The sequence below is a fragment of the Arthrobacter sp. BGA-UO-ETr-C19 genome, from assembly GCF_059568005.1.
In genome coordinates this window covers 178,465-197,148 of sequence record NZ_JCAQPC010000012.1, presented here as the reverse complement: position 1 = coordinate 197,148, position 18,684 = coordinate 178,465, and the positions used below count along the sequence as shown (strand labels likewise).

Annotated in this window: 16 protein-coding genes and 1 tRNA gene; 9 read left to right on the top strand and 8 right to left on the bottom strand. The window is 67.0% G+C overall.

Features of this window, described 5'->3' with window-relative positions:
• The first annotated feature begins 67 nt into the window (after positions 1-67).
• The 8 genes from AC57BR_RS06485 (at position 68) to AC57BR_RS06450 (ending at position 8,306) form a co-directional block, all read left to right on the top strand.
• A complete protein-coding gene (locus AC57BR_RS06485) occupies positions 68-898 on the top strand; it encodes an FtsB family cell division protein (RefSeq protein WP_496358953.1) in 831 nt (276 codons plus the stop codon).
• Between the two features lie 75 nt (positions 899-973).
• A complete protein-coding gene (locus AC57BR_RS06480) occupies positions 974-1,666 on the top strand; it encodes a DUF501 domain-containing protein (protein WP_496358952.1) in 693 nt (230 codons plus the stop codon).
• A complete protein-coding gene (locus tag AC57BR_RS06475; RefSeq protein WP_496358951.1) occupies positions 1,663-2,619 on the top strand; it encodes a Ppx/GppA phosphatase family protein in 957 nt (318 codons plus the stop codon). The genes AC57BR_RS06480 and AC57BR_RS06475 overlap by 4 nt, the downstream gene beginning before the upstream one ends.
• An 18-nt stretch (positions 2,620-2,637) precedes the next feature.
• Positions 2,638-4,035 (top strand): S8 family serine peptidase, encoded by a 1,398-nt coding sequence (locus AC57BR_RS06470; RefSeq protein WP_496358950.1) that lies wholly within the window; start codon positions 2,638-2,640, stop codon positions 4,033-4,035.
• Positions 4,036-4,069: 34 nt separating this feature from the next.
• Positions 4,070-5,539 carry an NAD(P)/FAD-dependent oxidoreductase gene (locus AC57BR_RS06465; protein ID WP_496358949.1) on the top strand — a complete coding sequence of 490 codons (1,470 nt, stop codon included), beginning with the start codon at positions 4,070-4,072 and terminating at the stop codon, positions 5,537-5,539.
• Between the two features lie 202 nt (positions 5,540-5,741).
• Positions 5,742-6,692: an N-acetyltransferase gene (locus tag AC57BR_RS06460; protein WP_496358948.1), complete on the top strand. Its 951-nt coding sequence runs from the start codon at positions 5,742-5,744 to the stop codon at positions 6,690-6,692.
• A gap of 20 nt (positions 6,693-6,712) precedes the next feature.
• Positions 6,713-6,786: transfer RNA gene (locus AC57BR_RS06455), tRNA-Leu, on the top strand.
• A 173-nt stretch (positions 6,787-6,959) separates the two neighbouring features.
• Complete coding sequence (locus AC57BR_RS06450) at positions 6,960-8,306, top strand: ABC transporter substrate-binding protein (protein ID WP_496358947.1); 1,347 nt, start codon at positions 6,960-6,962, stop codon at positions 8,304-8,306.
• 76 nt (positions 8,307-8,382) lie between these two features.
• Here AC57BR_RS06450 and AC57BR_RS06445 read toward each other — a convergent pair whose 3' ends face one another.
• The 4 genes from AC57BR_RS06445 to AC57BR_RS06430 are packed head-to-tail and all read right to left on the bottom strand — an operon-like array spanning position 8,383 to position 12,487.
• The gene (locus AC57BR_RS06445; RefSeq protein ID WP_496358946.1) at positions 8,383-9,153 is read right to left on the bottom strand and encodes an ABC transporter ATP-binding protein; all 771 of its coding nucleotides are present in this window, start codon (positions 9,151-9,153) and stop codon (positions 8,383-8,385) included.
• Entirely contained in the window at positions 9,150-10,217 is a 1,068-nt protein-coding gene (locus AC57BR_RS06440; RefSeq protein ID WP_496358945.1) for an ABC transporter ATP-binding protein, read from the bottom strand. The genes AC57BR_RS06445 and AC57BR_RS06440 overlap by 4 nt, the downstream gene beginning before the upstream one ends.
• Positions 10,214-11,182, bottom strand: a complete 969-nt coding sequence (locus AC57BR_RS06435; protein WP_496358944.1) for a branched-chain amino acid ABC transporter permease — start codon at positions 11,180-11,182, stop codon at positions 10,214-10,216. Before AC57BR_RS06435 ends, AC57BR_RS06440 begins: the two co-directional genes overlap by 4 nt.
• Before the next feature lie 9 nt (positions 11,183-11,191).
• Positions 11,192-12,487, bottom strand: a complete 1,296-nt coding sequence (locus AC57BR_RS06430; protein WP_496359030.1) for a branched-chain amino acid ABC transporter permease — start codon at positions 12,485-12,487, stop codon at positions 11,192-11,194.
• A gap of 348 nt (positions 12,488-12,835) precedes the next feature.
• Between AC57BR_RS06430 and AC57BR_RS06425 the strand changes: the two genes are divergently transcribed.
• A complete protein-coding gene (locus AC57BR_RS06425) occupies positions 12,836-13,771 on the top strand; it encodes a Bax inhibitor-1/YccA family protein (protein WP_496358943.1) in 936 nt (311 codons plus the stop codon).
• Between the two features lie 180 nt (positions 13,772-13,951).
• Here AC57BR_RS06425 and AC57BR_RS06420 read toward each other — a convergent pair whose 3' ends face one another.
• From AC57BR_RS06420 to AC57BR_RS06405, 4 genes are read right to left on the bottom strand one after another with little or no spacing between them, the layout of a single operon-like run.
• Complete coding sequence (locus tag AC57BR_RS06420; protein WP_496358942.1) at positions 13,952-15,190, bottom strand: acetyl-CoA C-acetyltransferase; 1,239 nt, start codon at positions 15,188-15,190, stop codon at positions 13,952-13,954.
• A gap of 37 nt (positions 15,191-15,227) precedes the next feature.
• Complete coding sequence (galK, locus tag AC57BR_RS06415) at positions 15,228-16,388, bottom strand: galactokinase (protein ID WP_496358941.1); 1,161 nt, start codon at positions 16,386-16,388, stop codon at positions 15,228-15,230.
• On the bottom strand, positions 16,385-17,578 hold the full coding sequence (gene galT, locus AC57BR_RS06410) for a galactose-1-phosphate uridylyltransferase (RefSeq protein WP_496358940.1): 1,194 nt from the start codon (positions 17,576-17,578) through the stop codon (positions 16,385-16,387). Before galT ends, galK begins: the two co-directional genes overlap by 4 nt.
• A complete protein-coding gene (locus AC57BR_RS06405) occupies positions 17,575-18,519 on the bottom strand; it encodes a DeoR/GlpR family DNA-binding transcription regulator (RefSeq protein WP_496358939.1) in 945 nt (314 codons plus the stop codon). The genes galT and AC57BR_RS06405 overlap by 4 nt, the downstream gene beginning before the upstream one ends.
• Between the last annotated feature and the right edge of the window lie 165 nt (positions 18,520-18,684).

Genomic DNA, 18,684 nt, shown 5'->3' with positions numbered 1-18,684 from the left:
GGTGGCTATGGTGGAAAGACCATAGCCACCGGTTTTGTTTTAGGCGCCCACACGTTACAGGAGTGTCATGGCTACCCGCCGTCCCAAAGTTCCCAGGGTGACCCCACCAGCACAGCAGTCCTCCGCCGGATCGGCCGGGGGAGACGTCATCCAGGCGGACTTCGGCGGCCCGCGCTCGGCTACGGACGCCCATGACTCCGGGATCGGACACGCAGGCGCGGGGCGGAACGCGGCAGGCAGGGCCAACGGCGCCGGTACCAAGACTGACGCCGGGACCAATTCTGGCACCGGTACGAAGGCCAGCCCCGGTGCCAAGCCGGGGACGGGTGCCAAACAGGGAACGGGTTCCACGGGCGCCGGTCCTAAGACTGGCGCCGGCCCCAAAGCAGGCCAGGGTTCCAAGGCCGCCGGCACGAATGCCGGCACCGGAAAGCTTGGCAGCGCCGGAAACAGCCGCCGGAAGCCCGGGTCGTCAGCCGTTGCGGCCGAGGTAGAGAACCTCGACCCCGTTCCTGCAAAGGCGTTTTCCGGGCGCATGCTGGCGCTGGCCGTGGTGATGGTGGCCATCACCATCATGCTGGCCCCCACCGTGAAGATCTTCATCGACAAGCGGGCGGAAATTGCGGCCCTGGAGTCGGACATCGCGGACAGCAAGGCGAACCAGGACAACCTCAAACGGCAGGTCTCGCGGTGGCAGGACCCCAACTACGTCAAGCAGCAGGCCCGGGACCGCATTAACATGGTTATGCCGGGAGAGACCGGCTACTGGGTGTTCGGCAGCGACCTGCCGGCCGGCGCATCAGGCAGCCAGCCCAGTGCAGCAGAAACACAAGACCCCGCCGACGTGCCCTGGGTGGATTCCCTCTGGGAGTCCATCAGGCGCTCGGCAACAGACTAGGAGCGGCGCCCGCCGCGGGACTGTCCACCGGAATTTCGGGGCAGCCAAATCCGGGCAGGAAGGACGGCCAGGCCAGTGGACGACAACACGGCAACCGCCCCCGGTGCATCCAGGCAGCCATCAGCGCAGGATCTCGATGTGCTCAGCCGCCAGCTGGGAAGGCCGGTGCGTGACGTTGTGGAAATCCCGGCGCGCTGCGTCTGCGGGAACCCGCTCGTGGCGGCAACATCCCCGCGCCTCAGCAACGGAACTCCCTTCCCCACCACGTTCTACCTGACCCACCCCGTCATCACGTCGGCGGTCTCCCGGCTTGAGGCCGGCGGCCTTATGAACGACATGAATGACCGGCTTGCCGCCGACGAGTCTCTCGCTTCCTCCTACCGGGCAGCCCACGAGGCCTACCTGGCTGCCCGCGCCGATATCGGGGCACGGTCGGGCATCGGCGACGTCCCGGAGATTGACGGCGTCTCCGCCGGCGGCATGCCCGCCCGCGTCAAGTGCCTGCACGTCCTGGTGGGGCACTCGCTGGCCGCCGGGCCGGGCGTGAATCCGCTGGGAGACGAAGCCATCGCGGCCATCAGTGAATGGTGGACCGCGGACCGCTGCTACTGCGACGGCGCTTGGGACACGGCCGGAGACGCACCTTCCCGGGACCTCAGCCGCCACGGCCCGCAGGGGCTGCCGGACATCGTCGGCCGTCCCGCGCCGGTTCGTAAATCCAAGACCGACGCAGCAACAGACGCAACCGGCACGGAGGCTGGCGCATGACCCGGGTGGCCGCCATCGACTGCGGAACCAACTCCATCCGCCTGCTCATCGCCGACATTGACCGCAGCAACGGCGCAACGAAGCTCACCGACGTCGTGCGTGAAATGCGCGTGGTGCGGCTTGGCCAAGGCGTGGACGCCACCGGCGAGCTGGCGCCCGAAGCGCTGGAGCGCACCTTCGCTGCCACGGCTGACTATGCCGCGCTTATCCGCGAGTACCGGGCCCGGAAAGTCCGCTTCGTGGCCACCTCGGCCAGCCGGGACGCCCGGAACCGCCAGGTCTTCGTTGACGGCATCCGGAACCTCATTGGCGTGGAGCCTGAGGTGATCACCGGCGACGAGGAAGCCGCGCTTTCCTTCGCCGGCGCCAGCAGCGTGCTGCCTATTTCGGCTGAGGACAAGGTTTTGGTGGTGGACCTGGGCGGCGGCAGCACGGAGTTTGTGCTCGGTGACGCCAACGGCGTGATCGCCGCGAAGTCCGTGGACATCGGCTGTGTCCGGCTGACCGAACGCCACCTCAAATCGGATCCGCCGACGGCCGAACAGATCGCCGCCGCGGAGGCCGACGTCGACGCCGCCATCGCCGAAGCGCAACTGGACGTTCCGCTGGAACGCAGCACCGCCGTCGTCGGGGTTGCCGGCTCAATCACCACCATCACGGCGCACGCGCTCAAACTTCCTGAATACCTGCCGGGGGCCATCCACGGCGCCGAACTGTCCATCTCTGCCATCCAGGCGGCGGCCACTGACCTGCTGCAGATGCCGCGGGCGCAGAGGGCCGAACTGCCGTACATGCACCCCGGCCGGGTGGACGTCATTGGCGCCGGGGCGCTGGTGTGGCGGCGCATCCTCACCCGCATGGGCGAGCTCAGCGGCGGCCGCATAATTACGGCCACCGCCAGCGAGCACGATATTCTTGATGGAATTGCCCTGAGTGCCGAGGCACCAAGTTAACCAAGTATTGGATCCTGAATGACCAGCGCAACAGCCCGGTTCCGCCGGACGGTCTCGGCCCTTCTGTCCGCGGTGCTTGCCGGTGGCATCGCCGCATCCGCCGTCGCCACCGCACCGGCCGCGCAGGCCGATTCCTGGCGGGACAAGGAGTACTGGCTCAAGGAAGCCGGCATCACCAAGGCCTGGGAGGTCTCCAAAGGCGCCAACGTGAAGGTCGCTGTGATCGACAGCGGGGTGGACGGTGGCCATCCCGACCTCAAGGGCGTGCTGGCCGGCGGCCATGACGTCTCCGGTGCCGGCGCCCCGGACGGCGAGAAGAGCATCGGTGCCAAGCCCGAGCACGGCACGCTGGTGGCCACCATGCTCGCGGGCCGGGGACACCAGCGGGCAAAGAAGCCGACGGCCAGCGCCAAGCCTTCCCCGAGCGCCAGCGCATCTGCGTCCAAAACCATGCCGGACGGCATCATGGGGGTGGCACCCGAGGCGCAGATCCTCTCCGTCTCCACCTGGCTGGGATCGGCCAACCCCGGCGGCAAGAGCGACCAGGACCAGATCCCGGAGGCTGTGCGCTGGGCGGTGGACAACGGCGCCAAGGTCATCAATATTTCACTGGGCAGCACGTCCCCTGAGTGGCCGCAAAGCTGGGACGCCGCCTTCCTGTACGCCGAGCAGAAGGACGTGGTCATCGTGGCCGCGGCCGGCAACCGGGTGGGCGGCAACGTCCAGGTGGGGGCTCCGGCCACCATCCCCGGCGTGCTGACCGTGGCGGGCCTGGACCTGAGCGGACAGGCCAGCACCGATTCCTCCTCCCAGGGCATCAGCATTGGCGTGGCAGCGCCCGCAGAGAAGCTCGCCGGCGGACTGCCCGGCGGCAGCTACGCGGAATGGGCCGGCACGTCCGGTGCCACCCCCATCGTCTCCGGCGTTGCGGCGCTGATCCGTTCCAAATGGCCCGAGATGAGCGCCAAGCAAGTCATCAACAGGATCGTTTCCACCGCCAAGGACGAGGGCACGCCGGGCAAGGACCCGCTGTACGGCTTCGGCGTCCTCAACGCGGAGGCGGCACTCACGGACGACGTGGCCGAAACGAAGGCCAACCCGCTGGGTTCCATTGCGGACTGGATCCGCGTCCACCGACGCGGGAACCTCGCCACGCCCGCTCCCGAGCCGACGGCCCCGGCGCCCACCGCCCAGGCCACGCTGCCCAAGGCGACCGTGCCGGTGGCGGTACCGCCGTCGCAGCTGGACAGTGCACTGCCGGCCGCGGTGGTCATCGGGTTTGGCGGGCTTTTCATAGCCATTATTGTGGCCGGCGCGGTTCAGCTGCGGCGGGCCTACCGGGCGTCCGGCGGGGGAGTGGAGGAGCCGGAAACCGGTGCCGTGGCGAGGGTGGATTCGGCCGACCGGACAAGTTAGTGAAGATTTTCACAAAGTACGGTACTCTGGAGTTATGGCAACCACCCCACAGCTCCAGGATCGTCCGCGTGTGCTCGTCGTCGGCGGCGGGTACGTCGGCCTTTACGTAGCCCTCAAACTGCAGAAGAAGATCGCGAACGCAGGCGGCATCGTCACCGTCGTTGATCCGCTGCCCTACATGACCTATCAGCCCTTCCTTCCGGAAGTTGCCGGTGGAAACATCGAGGCCCGCCACGCAGTGGTCTCGCACCGCCAGCACCTCAAGCAGACCGAGCTCATCCAGGGCCGCGTCGTGTCCATCGACCACGCCAACCGCACGGCCGTGGTTGCCCCGGCTGACGGCGGCGACAACTTCGAGGTGCCGTACTTCGACGTCGTGCTTTCCGCCGGCGCCATCACCCGCACGTTCCCCATCAAGGGCCTGGCGGACAAGGGCATCGGCCTGAAGACCATCGAGGAAGCCGTTGCACTGCGCAACAAGGTCCTTGACCGCATCGAGGTCGGCTCCACCATGACCGACCCTGCCGAACGCGCCCGCGCCCTGACCTTCGTGGTGGTGGGTGGCGGCTTCGCCGGCATCGAATGCATCACCGAGATGGAAGACCTCGCCCGCGCTGCGGTCAAGAACAACCCGCGCGTCAAGCAGGAGGAAGTCCGCTTCGTCCTGGTCGAGGCCATGGGCCGCATCATGCCCGAGGTCACCGCGAAGCAGGCCGAATGGGTCGTGGAGCACCTCCGCAGCCGCGGCATCGAGGTCCTGCTGAACACGTCGCTGGACAACGCCGAGGGTTCCCTCAAGCTGATCAACCTGCCGGACAAGACCCCTGCCCAGGAATTCGAGACCGACACCCTCGTGTGGACCGCCGGTGTGCAGGCCAACCCGATGGTCCGCTCCACCGACTTCCCGCTGGAGCCCCGCGGCCGCGTCCGCGTCCTGCCGGACCTGCGCATCTCGGGCGACGAAGGCATCATCGACAACGCCTGGGCTGCCGGTGACATCGCCGCGGTTCCCGACCTGACGGGCGCCGGCCTGCCGGACGGCACCTGCGTTCCCAACGCCCAGCACGCGCTGCGCCAGGCCAAGCGCCTCGCCAAGAACCTGTGGGCTTCCCGCTGGGACAAGCCGCTGGTGGACTACAAGCACAAGAACCTCGGTGCTGTGGCCGGCTTCGGCGAGTGGAAGGGTGTTGCCAACATCAACCTGCTCGGCCGCATCGGGCTCAAGGGCCCCCTCGCCTGGCTGGCACACCGCGGCTACCACGGCATGGCCATGCCGACGTTCGAGCGCAAGTTCCGCGTGATCTTCAACTGGATCCTGAGCTTCTTCGCGGGCCGCGACACCACCCAGCTGCTGGACCTGGACAACCCGCGCGGCGCCTTCGTGGCCGCCGCCACCCCGGCGCCCAAGCCCGCTGCTCCGGCTCCGGCCGCACCGGCTGCGGAGAAGTCCGCGGACGCCCCTCAGGGCGGCGCCAAGGATCCCGTCAAGGCTGAGGCCAAGTAAGTCCCCACCGCCTCCCCAACCTCGCAAGCTCGATTGGGGCCCTCGGCGGTGTGGGCCCATGCGGCTACGACGGCGGCCGTTCCCTTCCGGGGGAACGGCCGCTTTTGCTTTTCTCCAGATGATTTTGCTTTTCTCCAGATGAGATGGTCTTCCCTGGTGCACCCTCCCCGGGCACGGAAGGGCGCACACATAGACTGGCTGCATGACGGGTGAAAAGAACCTCCAAACTCTCCTTGCCTCGATCCATCCGGTGCTCCGGGAAGGGGAGTACGTCTACGTCCTCTGGCCGCACGGCAAGCCGCTGGCGGGGCACATTGAGGCCGCCGTCCGGGAAGCCGAGGGGCTCACGGTGGTCCTGCCCCGGGCCGAAGCGGACGCGCTGGAGCTGCCTTACGATTTCGTGGCCGCCTGGATCACCCTGGAGGTCCACTCGGCCCTGGAAGCGGTGGGCCTGACCGCGGCCGTCAGCAGGGCACTGACGGAGGCGCGGATCAGCTGCAACGTCCTCGCCGGCTTCCACCACGACCATCTCCTGGTGCCGGTGGCCGACTCGGCGCGGGCGCTGGAGGTCCTGGCCGAGCTCTCGGCCGCCAACGCCCCCGAGCCGGAGCCGGTGCGGGAGGTGGTCCTGCGCAGCGAACAGCCCGGGGACCGCGACGCCCTCCTCGCCCTGACAGTCGAAGCCTTCGCTGTTTCCCCGGTCACCGGCCTGCCGGTGGAGGGGGAACCCGTGGAGGTTAAGATACTCCGCGAGCTGTTCGGCGCCGAGGAATACCTGCCGGAGTTCAGCATCGTCGCGGAACTCGACGGCGAAATCGTCGGCTACGTGATCAGCACCCGCGCCTGGGTGGAGGATCTTGAGCTGCTGGGCCTTGGGCCCATCGGCGTGACGCCCCGGCTGCAGCGGCATGGCATCGGCTCGGCGCTGATGCGCGAGACCGTCGTCCGTGCCAACGCGGCGGGGGAGAAGGGCATCGCGCTGCTCGGAAGCACCGAGTACTATCCGCGGTTCGGCTTCGTTCCGGCGTCGTCCCTGGGCGTCGAGGCGCCGGACAGGAACTGGGGCGACCATTTCCAGCTGCTGCCCCTCGCATTGTGGCCCGGCGGGGTCCATGGCACATTCCGTTACGCGGGGCCGTTGGCGGCCGTCTGAGGCGATACGATTGACCGGGCGCCCCAGTAGCCCAATTGGCAGAGGCAGCGGACTTAAAATCCGCGTGTTGTGGGTTCGAGTCCCACCTGGGGTACAACTTTTCTCCTCCGCGTCGCCGGTGTTCCAATATGCAACGAGTGTTATGAGGATGTGACCTTAGTCACTTATGTTCGGGCTCGAATTGGATTAGCTTGAACTTAGCTCAGGAACCCCTGACCAAAAATCGCATCAAAGGCCGTTCGCACCTTTCGATCGAGGAGACTCTAAATGATTTCACTCCCCCAGACGGCGCCAAGGGTCGCTAAGCTCACAGCGCTTAGCATCGGCGTCGCCCTTCTGGCCACGGCTTGTGGTGGCGGTTCCACCCCAAGCGCGACAGAATCCTCCGCAGCGGCAGGCGGCATCGCATGCCCTGCACCCAGTGCCACGGCCGGGGCAAGCAGCACCGCCACAGAGACCGGCAACGTGCCGGCAGCAACCACCACCACGCCCACACCGCTGAAACTTGGATCGCTCCTGCCGACGACGGGGTCGCTGGCGTTCCTCGGCCCGCCCGAAATCGCCGGTGTTAACCTCGGCATCAAGGAAGTGAACGACGCCGGCGGCGTGCTCGGAAAGCCCGTTTCGATTACCCACCGTGACTCCGGCGACACCAAGACCGACATCGCCACCCAGTCCACCACGGCACTCCTCGGCCAGGGTGTCAGCGCCATCATCGGTGCGGCTTCCTCGGGTGTGTCCAAGACCGTGATCAACCAGATCACCGGCGCGGGTGTCATCCAGTTCTCCCCGGCAAACACCTCGCCGGACTTCACCACCTGGGACGACAAGGGCCTGTACTGGCGTACGGCTCCGTCCGACGTCCTGCAGGGCAAGGTGTTGGGCAACTACATTGCAACGTGTGGCGCCCAGACGGTCGGCATGATCGTGCTGAACGACGCCTACGGCACGGGCCTGGCGAAGAACGTCAAGGCCGCGTTTGAAGCAGCCGGCGGCCAGGTTGTGGCCGAGGAACTCTTCAACGAGGGCGACTCGCAGTTCAGCAGCCAGGTGGACAAGGTCATCGCCGCCAAGCCGGACGCCATTGCCCTGATCACCTTTGACCAGGCCAAGAGCATCGTTCCGCTGATCACGGGCAAGGGCGCCAAGCCGACGCAGCTGTTCATGGTGGACGGGAACACGTCCGACTACAGCAAGGACTTCAAGCCCGGCACGCTGAAGGGCGCACAGGGAACCATCCCCGGCACCTTCGCCAAGGAGGACTTCAAGAAGAAGCTCCTCGCCATCGACCCCGCCCTGAAGGACTACAGCTACGCCGGTGAGTCCTACGACGCCGTCAACCTGATCTCGCTGGCAGCGGAGGCTGCCAAGAGCACCAAGGGCACGGAGATCGCCAAGCAGCTCAAGGCAGTTTCCGAGGGCGGCGAGAAGTGCATGGACTTCGCGTCCTGTGTCACGCTGCTCCGCAACGGCAAGGATATCGACTACGACGGCGAGTCCGGTCCGGTGACCTTCTCCGACGCCGGTGACCCGACGGAAGCCTCCATTGGCATCTACGAGTACCAGGACGACAACAAGTACACGCCGGCAAGGGAAGAATTCGGCAAGCTGTAAACCGTTTTCCGCCGCACAACAGGAAGCCCCCGTCCAGCCGGACGGGGGCTTCCTGTTGTGTTGTGCTGTGCTGTGCCTAGTCCTCGTCGGCCAGCGTGCCGAGGTACAGCTGGATGACCTTCGGGTCCTTCATGAGCTCACGGCCCGTGCCGGTGTACGCATCCTTGCCCTGGTCCAGGACGTAGCCGCGGTCGCAGATCTGCAGGCAGCGGCGGGCGTTCTGTTCCACCATGATCACGGACACGCCGGCACGGTTGATTTCGTGCACCCGCAGGAAGGTCTCGTCCTGCTTGACAGGGGAGAGGCCCGCCGATGGTTCGTCCAGCAGCAGCACTGCCGGCTCCATCATCAGGGCACGCCCCATGGCCACCATCTGCCGCTCGCCGCCGGACAGCGAGCCCGCACGCTGGGCCCGGCGCTTCCCGAGTTCCGGGAACAGGCTGGTGACGAAGTCGAAGCGCTGCGCGAAGTCCTTGGGCCGCTGGAACATGCCCATCTGCAGGTTTTCCTCGATGGTGAGGGTGGAGAAGACGTTGTTGGTCTGGGGCACGAAGCCGACGCCCTGGGTCACCAGCTTGTTCGCCTTGAGCCCTGTGAGGTCCTGACCCCTGACCACCACGGATCCGGAGTGCACCTTCACCAGCCCGAACATCGCCTTGAGCAGTGTGGACTTGCCCGCCCCGTTAGGGCCAATGATGCCGATCAGTTCGCCCTTACGGGCCTCGATGCTGCACCCGTTGAGAATGTTGACGCCGGGGAGGTAACCGGCCACCAGGTCGGTGACTTTGACGACGGAGCCGTCCTCGGCTGCGCTGCTTGCGGCCGGGGCCGCGCTCGTGGCACTCATTCCTTGTCCTTTTCTGGCTGGCCGACAACTGTGGATCCTGCACCTGTTCGTCCGCCATCTGTGTCCGGTCCGGTTTCGGTAATCTTGGGCGCCACGACGTCCACGGCGATGATGCCCGCGTCCTCCGTGCCGACGATCGATTCCTCGTCTGCCGCGAGTTCCTGCTCCAGTTCCTTGATGCCCTCGGTGTCGCCGAGATCGACGTCGTGGTGGGCGCCGAGGTAGGCGTCGATGACAGCGGGGTCCTTCATGACCTCGCCCGGCGGTCCTTCCGCGACGATTTTTCCTTCGGCCATGACCACCACCCAGTCCGCGATGTGCCGGACCATGTGCATGTCGTGTTCCACGAAGAGGACGGTCATGCCCTCGGACTTGAGGTTCTTGATGTGGTCCAGCAGCGACTGCGTCAGCGCCGGGTTGACCCCTGCCATGGGTTCGTCCAGCATCACAAGCTTGGGCCGGACCATCAGGGAGCGGGCCATTTCCAGCAGCTTGCGCTGGCCGCCGGACAGCGACGCCGCGTAATCATCCTTCTTCGTATCGAGCTTGAACTTCTCGAGCAATACGTTGGCGTGCTCGGTGATTTCCTTTTCGCGGCCGCCCCAGATGTTCTTGAACAGGGCCTTGGACAGCCTTTCGCCGGGCTGGTTGGACGCGCCGAGCCGCATGTTTTCCATGACGGTCAGCTTGCCCATGACCTTGGTGAGCTGGAACGTGCGGACCATGCCCATCCGCGCCACCTTGTAGGAGGACACGCCGGCGATGCTCTGGCCCTCGAACTGCCATTTGCCCGAGTTCGGTGTGTCAAAGCCTGTGAGCAGGTTGAACAGGGTGGTCTTGCCGGCCCCGTTGGGGCCGATCAGAGCGGTGATCTTGTGCCGCGGGATTTCCAGGTAATCGACGTCGACGGCGTTGATGCCGCCGAAGCTGCGCGTCACGTTTTCAGCGACGACGATCGGGTCCCGCTTCTTGCAGCCGGGGGTATTGTCCCCGGCGGAGATCGGGCGGGCGTCCGTCATGTAGTCGATGCCCGCTTCCATTGATTCTTCGCTGTGCTTGCTCATGCGAACGCCAGCTCCTTCTTATTGCCAAAGACACCCTGCGGCCTGAAAATCATCAGCAGCATCAGGGCGATGCCCACCAGGATGTAGCGCAGCTGGCCGGCCTGGACAGTGGTCAGCCAGGACACTGCGCCGGATTCGATCAGCCCGTACAGGACGCCCTGGGTGAGGGACAGGACCACCCAGAAGATCATCGCGCCGATCACCGGCCCCAGGACCGTGGCCATGCCGCCCAGCAGGAGGCAGGTCCACAGGAAGAACGTCAGCTCCGTGCCGTAGTTGGCGGGCTGCACGGCGCCGCGGGGGAGCGTGAAGATCATCCCGGCCAGCGCGCCGAAGATTCCGCCGATCACCAGCGACTGCATCTTGTGGGCGTAGACGTTCTTGCCGAGCGAGCGGACCGCGTTCTCGTCCTCGCGGATGCCCTTGAGGACGCGGCCCCAGGGGCTGCGCATCAGGAGCCAGACGAGAACGCAGCCCACGGCCACGAGCCCCCAGCCCGCCACCCGGATGAAGAAGTCACGGTTGTTCATTCCGAAGTAGGAGCCCTCCGGGAAGGGGTTCATCGAATAGAAACCGCTCTCGAAGGCGGCCAGGCCATTGGCTGAACCGGTCACGGACGTGAGCTGGTTGGTGGTGACGACGTAGCGGACGATTTCCGCTGCGGCAATGGTGACAATGGCCAGGTAATCCGCCCGCAGGCGGAGGGTGGGAATGCCCAGCACCAGTGCAAAGAGCACGGAAGAGATGACGGCGATGAGCAGGCCCACGAAGAAGGGCACCTGGAAGGTGAGCGTCGAGATGGCGAAGCCGTACGCGCCCACCGCCATGAAGCCGGCCTGGCCGAAGTTCAGCAGGCCCGAGTAGCCGAAGTGCACGGCGAGGCCGAGCGCGGCGAGGGCGTAGGCCGCCGTCGTCGGGCTGAAAAGTTCGCCAGCCGCGCTGGAAAGAATAAATCCGAAGTCCATGCCTGTCTCCTAACCCACGCGCTCGCGACGGCCCAGGATGCCCTGGGGCCGGAACAAGAGGACAACGATCATGATGAAGAGTGCTCCCACGTACTTGAGGTCGGCCGCGAGGCCGAACACGGTGGTCAGTTCGACGAAGATGCCGACGATGACGGATCCGATGAGAGCGCCGAAAACGGTGCCCAGGCCACCGAGGGTCACACCGGCGAAGATGAGCAGCAGGATCTGCGAGCCCATGTCGAAGGTGACGCCCGGCCGGTAGTAGGCCCAGAGGATGCCTCCCAGGGAGGCCAGCACCCCGCCAACGATCCAGACCAGGCGGATGACGCCGTCGACGTCGATTCCGGAGGCGGCGGCGAGGGCGGGGTTGTCCGCCACCGCGCGGGTTGCCTTGCCCAGCCGCGTCTTCAGGAGCACTATGCCGATGAGGGCTATGACGACGGCACTGATGACCAGGGACCACAGGTTGTTGGGGGAGATGGAAACCGGGCCAATCTGGATTTCCGAGCTCTGCGCAAACGGCAGCTGTTGCGTGGCCCCGCCGAAGTAGAACTGGATGATGTAGCGGACGGCCAGGGCCAGGCCGATGCTCACGATCATCATCGGCACCAGGCCGGTGCCGCGGCGGCGCAGCGGCCGCCAGAGCCCGGCGTCCTGCGCATAGCCAAAGAGTCCGCCGCCAAGCAGGGCCAGGATGATGGCCAGCCAGAAGGGCAGGTTCATGGCGCTGAATGCAAACACCAGCACGGCGCCGAGGGTCACCATCTCGCCGTGCGCGAAGTTGGTGAGGCCGGTGGTACCAAAGATCAGGGACAGGCCTACGGAGGCGAGGGCCAGCAGGAGGCCGAAGCTAAGGCCCGCCACGAGCCTGTTGAGCAGGTTCTGGCCGAAGTCCTGCTGCTGCACCACGATGCCCTTGCCGAAGGCGAAGATGACGGAGAGGTTTGATGTCTGGCTGAAGGTGACAGTCCGGGGGTTCGACTGGCCTTCGGCGAGCTTGATGCCTTCCGGAAGCGTGGATTCGTCCAGCTGGATCTCGTAGGTCCCCTGGCTGGGAACACCGATCCGCCAGGACCCGTTGGCGCCCGAGGTTGCCTCCCCGGTGAAGGTCCCGCTCTTGGCGGTGATCTTGACGCCTTCGATGGGGCGCCGCGTATCGTCGCGGAGGAAGCCGCTGATGGTGTCCTGGAACTGCTGGTTCGACGGGGGTGGTGTCGGAGCTGGAGTGCCTGCCTGTGATGCCGGTGCTGCGACCAGCAGAAGTGCCACGACGGCGGAGGCAATGGCCCCCCATACCTTCAGCAGCCCGGCCGGCCGCCTGATAGGCAGCCCTCTCGGTGTGCGTCTCAAATTGAAAACCTCCACGTGGGGGTGGTTGCGGCTGCCTCATTGCAGTCGCTGCGAACGGAGGGTGCCGGATATCCGTGCTGGTGGAGCGGGTCTTGACTGGCTGTGATATTCGTCACCCTGACCCGCTTATCGTACAGCGCGGGCAGTACAAACCGCGTGGGCGGAGCTGACCATCAGATAGCGATCCGGTAACAACTGAAATGCCCCGTTACCAGCAGGAACTTTCCGTGCCGCTGGTCCGTGGAAATTGATAGCGTGACCAGTAGATTCATCACTCGACCCCATACATGGAGGACACCCGCAATGGCACTTGGCGGAAACCCGATCTTTAACGGAAAGAATTTCCGTGGAGCCACCCAGGCACCGCCTGTCCCGCAGGCGTACGGCCACAACAACTACGGTCAGAACCAGTTCGGCCAGCCGGCGTACGGCCAGGGCCGCACCCCCGGCCAGGTCATGGACGCACAGTCCGGCTGGATGTCACAGCAGCAGAACATGTCCAACGACCAGCTGCAGCAGATGTACAACCGGCCTGCCGCCGGCCCTGCCGAGACCGGGCGGATGACCTTCGACGACGTCATCGTCAAGACCGCCATCTGCCTCGCGGCCGTGGTGGCCGGCGCCGCCGTCACGCTGGCCGTGGCCCTGCCCCTCGCCAGCATGCTCATGATCGTCGGCGCGCTGGGCGGCTTTGTGCTGGCCCTCGTCAACACCTTCAAGAAGCAGCCCTCGCCGGCCCTCATCCTGGCCTACGCAGCCCTTGAGGGACTGTTCCTCGGCGGCCTGACCCGCATCCTCGACGGTCTGTACCCGGGCGTCGGCCTGCAGGCGGTCATCGGCACGCTGTCCGTCTTCGCCGTCACGCTGCTGCTCTTCAAGAGCGGCAAGGTCCGCGCCACCCCCAAGGCGATGCGCTTCTTCATGATCGCCACCATTGGCTACGCGGTCTTCGCCCTGATCAACATGGTCATGATGTGGACCGGCGCGGTGGACTCCCCGTTCGGCCTGCGCACGAGCATGGAGATCGCCGGCATTCCGCTGGGCGTCTTCATCGGCCTGCTCGCGATCGGCCTCGCAGCCTTCTCGCTGATCATGGACTTCACCAGCATCGAGGCCGGCGTCCGCGCCGGAGCGCCGGAGCGCTTCTCCTGGACCGCCGCCTTCGGCCTGACCGTCACGCTCGTCTGGCTGTATGTGGAAATCATCCGCCTGCTGGCCATCCTCCGCGGCGACGACTAACCCGGTGACGGCAAACTAAGCCGGCAGACCGCCGTCGTAATTCAATAGCACCAGCAAGGGAGTGGGCTCCGCCAACCGGCGGGGCCCATTCCGGCGTTAAGGCTGGAGTTTTTGTCCACTTATTGGGACTTCGGGGGCCATTTAGAGCCATTATCTCTACAAAAACTCCAAGGGCGAACGTTAGGTGAGGCGCTCCAGCACCACGGCCATGCCCTGCCCGCCGCCGACGCAGAGCGTGGCGAGGCCCATGGTTCCGTCCGTCTCGCGCAGGCCGTTAATCAGCGTGGTGGTCATGCGGGCTCCGGTCATGCCGAACGGATGCCCCAGGGCGATGGCACCGCCGTGGACGTTGAGCCTCGCGGGGTCGATTTTCAGTTCGCGGGCGCTGGCCACCACCTGTACGGCGAAGGCCTCGTTGAGCTCCACGAGGTCGATGTCCCGCATGTCCAGGCGGGCACGGGCCAGCGCCTGCCGGGAGGCTTCCACCGGCCCCATCCCCATCAGCTCGGGGGACAGGGCGGTGGCCGCGGTGGAGACGATTCTGGCCAGCGGCTCCAGCCCCAGGTCCCTGGCCAGGTCGTAGCTCATGACCACCAGGGCGGCGGCGCCGTCGTTCAGCGGGCACGCATTGCCTGCCGTGACGGTTCCCTCCCGGCGGAAGGCCGGCTGCAGGGCGCTGACCGCGTCGAGGGTCACGCCCGGCCGCGGCGAATCGTCCCGGTCCACCACCGTGCCGTCGCGCCGTTCGTACGGGGTGATTTCACGGGCGTAGAACCCGGAGGCGATCGCGGCCTCGGCCCGGTTCTGGCTAAGCACGGCCCATTCGTCCTGGTCAGCGCGGCTGACTCCGTAGGAAGTGGCCACGTTCTCGGCCGTCTGGCCCATGGCGATATAGATGTCCGGCATGCGGCCGCCCAGCCGCGGATCCGTCCAGGGCGTGTTCGACTCGGCGCGCGCAGCCGTGCGGTGGCGGGCCGGTTCGAACAGCGGGTTGTGGTTCTGGGCCCCGGTTTCGCCCGCCCCGGCCCAGTCCTGGTAGCGCGACACGGCTTCGACGCCGGCTGCCACGAATGCCTGGCCCTCGCCCGCGCGGATGGCGTGGAAGGCCATCCGCAGGGTCTGCAGGCTGGAGGCGCAGAACCTGTTGACGGTGGCGGCCGGCACGTTGTCCAGCCCCGTGAGGATGGTGACGACGCGGGCCATGTTGGAGCCCGCTTCGCCGCTCGGTTCGGCGCAGCCGAGGTAGAGGTCGTCCAGGCCCTGCCCGCTGTCTCCGGAGGGGTCGAACGCCGGCAGTTTGGCCAGCGCCGCGCTGACCATGGCCGCCGCCAGATCGTCCGGCCGCTCGTCCTTCAGCGACCCCTTGAACGCGCGGCCGATCGGGCTCCTGGCGGTTGAAACAATGACTGCTTCAGGCATGCGACCAGCCTACGCCCGGAGCAGGGTGCATTAACAGCTACGCCAGCCGCATTGCCCCGGCCGCCGGAGTGACCGTGAAGATGTCCGGCGCGGTGTAACCCGCCTCCGCGAAGGCCCGTACGACGGCGGTACGCACCTGCTGCTCCCCGCTCACCGGAGTCAGGGCGATGGCGGCGCCGCCAAAACCGCCGCCGGTCATCCGGGCGCCGATGGCGCCGTTGGCCCGGGAGGTATCGACGGCGAGATCCAGTTCGGCGCAGGAGATCTCAAAGTCGTCGCGCATGGAGGCATGGCTGGCGTCGAGCAGGGCGCCGATCGCCGACGGGCCCTGTTGCCCCAGGAGTTCCACGGTCTGCAGCACGCGGTCGTTCTCGGTGACCACGTGCCGGACGCGGCGGAACGTGACCTCGTCCAGCAGCCCGCTGGCCTCCTCCAGATCGCCTGGCGTGATGTCCCGGAGCGCCTTGACGGCCAGCACTTCGGCGCCCAGTTCGCAGGACGCGCGGCGGGAGGCGTAGCCGCCGTCGGCATGGGAATGGGACACCTTGGTGTCGATGACCAGCAGGACAAGGCCGGCCGCCTCGGCCTCGAAGGGGACGAGTTGGACACTCTGGTCCCGGCAGTCCAGGAACACGGCGTGGCCCTTCGAGCCGCGCAGCGAGGCGGACTGGTCCATGATGCCCGTGGGTGCGCCGACGAAGTCGTTCTCCGCACGCTGGGTGGCCAGCACCATGTCTTCCGGGCCCATGCCGGCTCCGGTGAGGTCGTTGAGTGCCGAGATCACTGCGCATTCAATCGCGTGCGAGGAGGACAGCCCGGCGCCGAGGGGCACGTCGGAGTCCAGCAGCAGGTCCAGGCCCGGGACGTCGATGCCGCGCTGCTGCAGGGACCAGATGACGCCCAGCGGGTACTTGGTCCAGCCCTTGGCCGTCCCGGCCTGCAGCGAAGCTGTGTCCGCCGTCGTGACTCCCTGGTCGCCGTAGGTCGAGAGCAGCCGGATGGCGGAATCGGTACGGACCCCCACGGCCACGCGGGCGGTCCGGTCGATGGCGAACGGCAGCACGAAGCCCTCGTTGTAGTCCGTGTGCTCGCCGATCAGGTTGACCCGGCCGGGAGCCTGCCACACGCCGTCGGGCTGGCGGCCGAAGGCGGCGTGGAACCGGGCCTCGAGGTCGGTGGCGGTGGCGGGGGCGGTCATGCGTGGGCTCCTTCGATGAGGTCCGGTTCGGTAAGGCCCGGTTCGATAAGACCGGGGGCGGCCGAAGCGAGCGTCTCGGCCGGGGATGCCGGAACGGTGACCGAGCGGAGCCGCTCCGCCACCTGTTCGGGGGTGGTGTCGTTGATGAAGGCACCCATGGCCGCCTCGGAGCCAGCCAGGAACTTGAGCTTGTCCGCCGCGCGGCGCGGGGAGGTCAGCTGCAGGTGCAGGTAGCTTGCCGGGCGCAGCAGGTCATCCACCGGGGCCTGGTGCCAGGCGGAGATGTAGGGCGTCGGGGTGGGGTAGAGGGCGTCGAGCCGCTTGAGCAGGTCGAGGTAGACGTGGGCCAGTTCGTCCTTCTCCTCCCCGGTCAGCCCGGCCAGATCCGGGACCTGGCGGTGCGGCACGAGGTGGATCTCCAGGGGCCACCGGGCCGCAAACGGAACGTAAGCACTGAAGCTGTCGCTTTCCAGCACCATCCGGCTGCCGTCTTCCCGTTCGGAGCGCAGCAGCGAGCCGGTCAGCGTTTGCCGCCCCCCGGCGTCGTCATAAAACCTGCGCGCGGCGGCGCCCATGACGGCGGCGCGCGGCGTGACGTAGGGGTAGGCGTAGATCTGGCCGTGCGGGTGGTGCAGGGTGACGCCGATGTCCGCGCCGCGGTTCTCAAACGGGAAGACCTGCTTGATGCCGGGCAGCGCGCTGAGGGCTCCCGTCCGGTGCGCCCAGGCCTCCACCACCGTGCGGGCACGGGTTTCGCTCAGGCCGCTGAACGATCCCGTGTGCTCCGGGGTGAAGGTGACCACCTCGCAGCGCCCGAAAGCGGGGCCCGTGGTGCCCCAGCCCGGGTTGGCTGGGACCGGGCCCAGGGCCGGGCCCAGGGAGGGGAAGCGGTTCTCGAACACCACGACGTCGTAGTCCGGTGCGGGGATCTCCGACGGGTTGGCGTCCGTGGTGGGGCAGATGGGGCACTGGTCCGCCGGCGGCAGGTGGGTGCGCGTCTGCCGGTGTGCGGCCACTGCCACCCATTCGCCGGTCAGTGCGTCATACCGGACTTCGCCAGGCTCTCCGCGGGGCGGGAGATCGCGGCGGTCCTGCGCCTGTTCGACGGTCCGCGGTCGGGGTGAGCCGGCGTCGTCGAAGTAGAGCAGTTCGCGGCCGTCGGCGAGGTGGGTGCTGGTGATATGAGTCATGCGTCATGTCCTTTGAACGCGGTAGCCGGCGTCTGGCCGTCCGGGAGGCTGGTGGGGCGGGCGGGAAGAGTGTCGTTGTGAGAAGTAGGTAGCAGCTCAGGGCGTTCCCGGCCGTGGGAAGGCCCTGAGCTGCTACCCAGTTGGGAGGGCGGGGGTATGTGTGCGAGCCGCAGTTCGCCGACGGACTGCCGGAGCAGCTCCTCGGCGGCAGGGCCTGCGGCGCCTGTGCCGATCCGGTCGTCGGTGATGAGGGTGCCGACGGCGGACAGCGGGGCGATCCCGGCGAGCCCCACGGTTCCGTACTTGGTGGCGTCCGCGAGCACTGCCAGCTGGTCCGATACCGCGATCATGGCTGCGTTGACCTCGGACTCGAGCAGGTTCGGCGAGGTGATGCCGGCCTTCGGGTCGAACCCGTGCACGCCCATGAAGCACAGGTCGGCGTGCAGGTTGTCCAGGGCGTGCACCGTCACCGGGCCAACAAGGGCCTCGGACGGTGTGCGCTGACCGCCCAGGACCACGGTGCGGATGCCGCCATCTCCGGCCGCCGCCAGCGCGCCGGCCACCATGAGGGAGTTGGTGGCCACCGTGAGGCCGAGATCCCGGGGAAGCAGCCGCGCCAGCTCATGGGTGGTGGTGCCGCCGGAAACCAGCAGGGTCATGCCGGGGCGGAGCAGCGTGAGCGCCTCCGTGGCGATGGACCGTTTCGCGTCAGCTTCCCGGGCCGACTTTGCACCGAAGCCCGGTTCGAGGGCGCTGAACGCGGCAGCGCGTGTGGCACCGCCGTGAACCCGCAGCAGCAGGCCTTCGGCATCGAGCGCGTCGATGTCGCGCCGGACGGTCATCTCGGAGACACGGAGCAGGTCCGCGAGCGCCGCGACGCGGACCGTGCCCTCGGCGTCGAGTTCCTGGAGGATGAGGTGCTGCCGCTGGCTTGCGAGCACGTTGCTCCTCCTTTCCTTGCGGGCTCGGTGCGGGTTCGAGCGCCTGTGGGCCCGGTCACCATTTGTGGCTGTTCCCATTGTGGCACAAAGCGATCAAAAACAAATACTTTCTAACAAAAGATAACAACTATTGGTCCTCGCGGGCGGTACATGCGGATCACATGC

Bases quoted from the DNA above. Each gene is read 5' to 3' on its own strand.
- galT (WP_496358940.1), bottom strand. From the start codon at position 17,578: ATGACTCATATCACCAGCACCCACCTCGCCGACGGCCGCGAACTGCTC.
- AC57BR_RS06450 (WP_496358947.1), top strand. From the start codon at position 6,960: ATGATTTCACTCCCCCAGACGGCGCCAAGGGTCGCTAAGCTCACAGCG.
- AC57BR_RS06460 (WP_496358948.1), top strand. From the start codon at position 5,742: ATGACGGGTGAAAAGAACCTCCAAACTCTCCTTGCCTCGATCCATCCG.
- AC57BR_RS06445 (WP_496358946.1), bottom strand. From the start codon at position 9,153: ATGAGTGCCACGAGCGCGGCCCCGGCCGCAAGCAGCGCAGCCGAGGAC.
- AC57BR_RS06485 (WP_496358953.1), top strand. From the start codon at position 68: ATGGCTACCCGCCGTCCCAAAGTTCCCAGGGTGACCCCACCAGCACAG.
- AC57BR_RS06465 (WP_496358949.1), top strand. From the start codon at position 4,070: ATGGCAACCACCCCACAGCTCCAGGATCGTCCGCGTGTGCTCGTCGTC.
- galK (WP_496358941.1), bottom strand. From the start codon at position 16,388: ATGACCGCCCCCGCCACCGCCACCGACCTCGAGGCCCGGTTCCACGCC.
- AC57BR_RS06435 (WP_496358944.1), bottom strand. From the start codon at position 11,182: ATGGACTTCGGATTTATTCTTTCCAGCGCGGCTGGCGAACTTTTCAGC.
- AC57BR_RS06470 (WP_496358950.1), top strand. From the start codon at position 2,638: ATGACCAGCGCAACAGCCCGGTTCCGCCGGACGGTCTCGGCCCTTCTG.
- AC57BR_RS06440 (WP_496358945.1), bottom strand. From the start codon at position 10,217: ATGAGCAAGCACAGCGAAGAATCAATGGAAGCGGGCATCGACTACATG.
- AC57BR_RS06420 (WP_496358942.1), bottom strand. From the start codon at position 15,190: ATGCCTGAAGCAGTCATTGTTTCAACCGCCAGGAGCCCGATCGGCCGC.
- AC57BR_RS06475 (WP_496358951.1), top strand. From the start codon at position 1,663: ATGACCCGGGTGGCCGCCATCGACTGCGGAACCAACTCCATCCGCCTG.
- AC57BR_RS06425 (WP_496358943.1), top strand. From the start codon at position 12,836: ATGGCACTTGGCGGAAACCCGATCTTTAACGGAAAGAATTTCCGTGGA.